Source organism: Xanthomonas sp. SHU 166 (genome assembly GCF_000364685.1).
Lineage (GTDB): Bacteria > Pseudomonadota > Gammaproteobacteria > Xanthomonadales > Xanthomonadaceae > Xanthomonas_A > Xanthomonas_A sontii.
Window position 1 is genome coordinate 1 of sequence record NZ_AQOJ01000411.1, and the last position, 3,101, is coordinate 3,101.

A 3,101-nucleotide genomic window follows, 5' to 3' on the forward strand; every position below is an offset into this window, starting at 1 on the left:
CTGGTCGCCGCCGAGGACCCGGCGCAACTGGCCACGGAAGTGGCCGGCCTGCGCAGCCTCGGCCATACCCTGGACGGCAAGCAGATCCGCGTCGGCCGGCTGCGCGCCGGCTCGGCGCTGCTGCGCGAGATCGGCCGCCTGCGCGAGCTGACCTTCCGCGCGGTGGGCGAGGGTACCGGCCGGCGCCTGGACCTGGACGACTACGACACCTGGTACGAACACATCGTGCTGTGGGACGGCGCCGCCACGCGCGTGGTCGGCGCGTATCGGGTCGCCCGCGGCGCGCCGGTGCTGGCCGAACGCGGCCTGGCCGGCTTCTACACCGCCGAACTGTTCCGCTACGGCGAGGGCATGCTGCCGCGCATCGCCGCGGGCATGGAACTGGGCCGCAGCTTCGTGGTGCCGGATTACTGGGGCAGCCGCAGCATCGACTACCTGTGGCAGGGCATCGGCGCTTATCTACAGGACCATCCGCAGGTGCGCTACCTGTTCGGCGCGGTGTCGATCAGCGCCGCGTTGCCGTACGCGGCGCGCGAGCAGATCGTGGCCTACTACGCCCGCTACTACGGCGACGCCAGCGGCGAAGCCGCCTCGGCGCGGCCGTTCCCGTACCCGGAAGCGCCGCCGGCGTTCGACGAACTGGACGCCGACACGGCCTTCAAGGTGCTCAAGGGCAACCTCGACGCGCTGGGCGCGGCGGTGCCGATGCTCTACAAGCAGTACACCGATCTGTGCGAACCCGGCGGTGCGCGCTTCCTCGCCTTCGGCGTGGACCCGGCGTTCAACGACGCCGTCGACGGCCTGATCGAGCTGGATCTGCAGCGCATCCGCAGCAAGAAGCGCGCGCGCTACCTCGAACGTCCCCGCAACGAAGCAGAGGTGGTGGCATGAGTCCGCTCAACAGCCTGGCGCCGCGCCGCGCGGTGTTCGTCTCCGATGTGCACCTGGGCGCGCCGCATTGCCACGCACGCGAGCTGGCCGATTTCCTCGGCGGCCTGCGCTGCGACCAGCTGTACCTGGTCGGCGACATCGTCGACTTCTGGTGGATGGCGCAGCGCCGCGCGGTGTGGAGCGCGGCGCACCAGCGCGTGGTCGATGCGCTGCACGCGCTGGCCCGCGGCGGCACCGAACTGATCTACGTCCCCGGCAACCACGACCGGCCGATCCGCCGTTTCTGCGGGCTGGCGCTGCCGGCGATGCAGGTGCGCCGGCGCGCGGTGCACGCCACCGCCGACGGGCGCCGCCTGCTGGTGGTGCACGGCGACGACTACGACAGCGTGACCCAGTTCGGCGGCCTGCAGGAGAAGTTCGGCGACTGGCTGTACTACCGCATTCTCACCGGCAACCAGTTGACCAACCGCGTGCGCCGCCGCCTGGGCATGCGCTACTGGTCGCTGGCCGACTACCTGAAGCGGCAGAGCAGCGCCGCCGAGCGCTACATCGAGCGCTTCGTCACTGCCGGTCTGGACGACGCGCGCCGCCGCGGCCTGGACGGGGTGATCTGCGGCCACGTGCACCGCGCCGGGCTGTTCGAGCGCGACGGTCTGGTCTACGCCAACGACGGCGACTGGGTCGAAAACCTCACCGCGCTCGCCGAAGAGGCCGACGGCACGCTGCGCCTGCTCTCGCACCGCGGCGACGTGCTGCGCGAACTGCCGCCGCGCCTGCGGCTGGTGCAGGAGAACGTCTGGCCGCGCGCGGCCTGAAGCAGGCGATCAGGCCAGACAGTGCTGCACCGCCTGGCACCTGACTGGGAGATTGGTGCGTTCGACTGCTGTCGCGCTTGCGCGCGTGACGTTGTCCCGGTCGCGATCGCCCCGGTCGAGGTGCGGCCGCCCCTGCACTGGACGGAAGCGTAGAACCTGGTGTGACCGTCATTCCACGATGGCCGTGTGTGGTGTGCATCACCGCTGTGGCATCGGGTCTACTGCGATGCATCGGTGCGGCATGCCCGGGCAGGAATCCACTTCGCGCCCGGGCTTCGCGCTGATCCATGCCGCTTTGGCGCGCATGGGCCGCATCCCGATCAGTTCTGGAGTCGTGGAGACCGTGAAACCAGGGAAGGCGTTGTGCGGCCGGTCGCGCCGATCCATGGGGACGTTGCGCGGTTTGGCCTGGTCCGCCGTTTCCGGCGATCTCGTCCAGGCGCACGTCACCGCGGTTGGCGCGCGCTCGCGGACATGCCTGCGCCTGGTGTGCCTGGGCGTCCTGCTCGCGGCGAGTCCGGCCGCGATTGCGCAGAACACGATCTATGGCTGCGCGGAGCCCGCCGCGCCGCGTCCGCTTCCCGATCCGCTGCTGTGCGTGCAGCAGGCGGGCGTATCGACGCCGCACACGGCGGGCGAAGCGCGGGTCGCGGCATTGTTTGCGCGTGCCAAGGAGCAGCTAGACGGCGGCCGCCTCGACGCTGCCGAACAGACGCTCGACTGCGCCGCGGCCAACATCGGCGATGCCGGCGATACCCGCTTGCGCTACGAACTCATCCGCCGCCGCGGCATTCTCGATTTCCGCCGCGAACGCCTGCCGCAGGCGCTGGCGCGCTTCGAGTGCGCGGCCACGCTGTCCCGCTCGCTGCACGACCGCATGGGCGAGGCGCGCGATCTGAACAACGTCGGTGCGGCGCTGCGCCGGCTCGGGGATTTTCGCGGCGCCCTGCGCAACCTGACGCTGAGCCTGGACATCCAGCGCGCGCGCGGCGCGGTCTCTGCGTCCGTGTTGACCAATATCGCCGACGTGTATCGCGAACTGCGCGAGTCCGACACCGCGATGCGTTACTACCGCGATGCGCTTGCCGCCAACCGCGCGCACGGCGACGCCATCGAGGCCGCGCACGTGCAGGAAACCATGGCCGAGCTGGCGCTCGACAGCGGCGACACGCCGCAGGCGCTGGCCTGGCTGCAGGAGGCGCTTGCCGTGTACCGGGCGCAGGGCCGCCGCGTGTACGAATTGCGTGTGCACGATGGCCTGATCCGCGCGGCATTGGCGCTCGGCGACGTCGCGCAGGCGCAGCGCTGGAGTTCCAGTGCGCTGGCGCTCGCCGAGGCATGGGCGCTGCCGCTGCCGTCCGCGCTGCAGTTGCAGCTGGCGCGGACCGCCCGCCT

General features: G+C 71.1%; 3 protein-coding genes. All 3 read left to right on the forward strand.

Annotation, left to right across the window (positions count from 1 at the left end):
- On the forward strand, positions 1 to 891 hold an 891-nt coding region (locus tag D180_RS11340), incomplete at its 5' end, for a GNAT family N-acetyltransferase (protein ID WP_017912884.1).
- On the forward strand, positions 888 to 1,706 hold the full coding sequence (locus D180_RS11345) for a UDP-2,3-diacylglucosamine diphosphatase (RefSeq protein WP_017912885.1): 819 nt from the start codon (positions 888 to 890) through the stop codon (positions 1,704 to 1,706). The genes D180_RS11340 and D180_RS11345, both read left to right, overlap by 4 nt.
- 85 nt (positions 1,707 to 1,791) lie before the next feature.
- On the forward strand, positions 1,792 to 3,101 hold a 1,310-nt coding region (locus tag D180_RS11350), incomplete at its 3' end, for a tetratricopeptide repeat protein (RefSeq protein ID WP_157835454.1).